At 60.4% G+C, this 707-nt stretch carries 2 protein-coding genes; both read left to right on the top strand.

The features are described from left to right. Nucleotides 1-268 (top strand): YecA family protein (locus A3754_RS04030; protein WP_156496766.1); only part of this gene is annotated, 268 nt, incomplete at its 5' end. A gap of 74 nt (nucleotides 269-342) precedes the next feature. Next, nucleotides 343-707: aminopeptidase P N-terminal domain-containing protein (locus A3754_RS04025; RefSeq protein WP_197468438.1), on the top strand; the 365-nt coding region annotated here is incomplete at its 3' end.

Genomic DNA, 707 nt, shown 5'->3' with positions numbered 1-707 from the left:
AGGCTTCCTGGTGGGCTTTGGCACCGGCTCGGCCAACACCCACGACAAGGACCTGTCACCCGGCGTGCAGGAAGCACTGTCGGACCTGGCGGCAATTAGCCAGGTGGCTACGCCGGATGATGACGGCGACGCCGAGGAAGACATGTTCGAGCAGGTGGCCGAGCACTGCCGTATGTCTGCCCTGATGATTTACACTGAGCTGGTCATGCGCCATCAGGGCAAACCAGAGTCGGCGCCAGCGGATAAAACACCGCCAACCCGCCATTAATGGGGATCAGGCGTTTGGTTTGTTGCGTGAGTTGCGTGAAGCGTGCCGCCTGTTGCGTTATTTAAGGAGTCGTTTTGAGTATCAGCCGCCAGGAGTTTGCCCGTCGTCGTCAGGAGCTGATGACCATCATGGGGCCCAACAGCATTGCCATTCTGCCTGCCGCCCCGGAGCGCACTCGCAACCGGGACGTGGAGTACCCGTACCGGCAGAACAGCGATTTCTGGTACCTCACCGGTTTCGCCGAACCGGAAGCGGTGATGGTGCTGCTGCCGGGGCGCGAGTATGGTGAGTATGTGCTGTTCTGCCGCGACCGTGATCGCACCATGGAAATCTGGAACGGCTACCGCGCCGGGCCGGAAGGCGCGGTGTCTGAATACGATGCGGACGATGCATTCCCGATCAGCGATATTGATGAAATTCTGCCGGGGCTGATCGAAGG

The sequence above is a fragment of the Alcanivorax sp. HI0083 genome, assembly GCF_001635175.1.
Note: the sequence above shows the minus strand (reverse complement) of the source record. Positions and strands in the feature narration are given on the sequence as shown.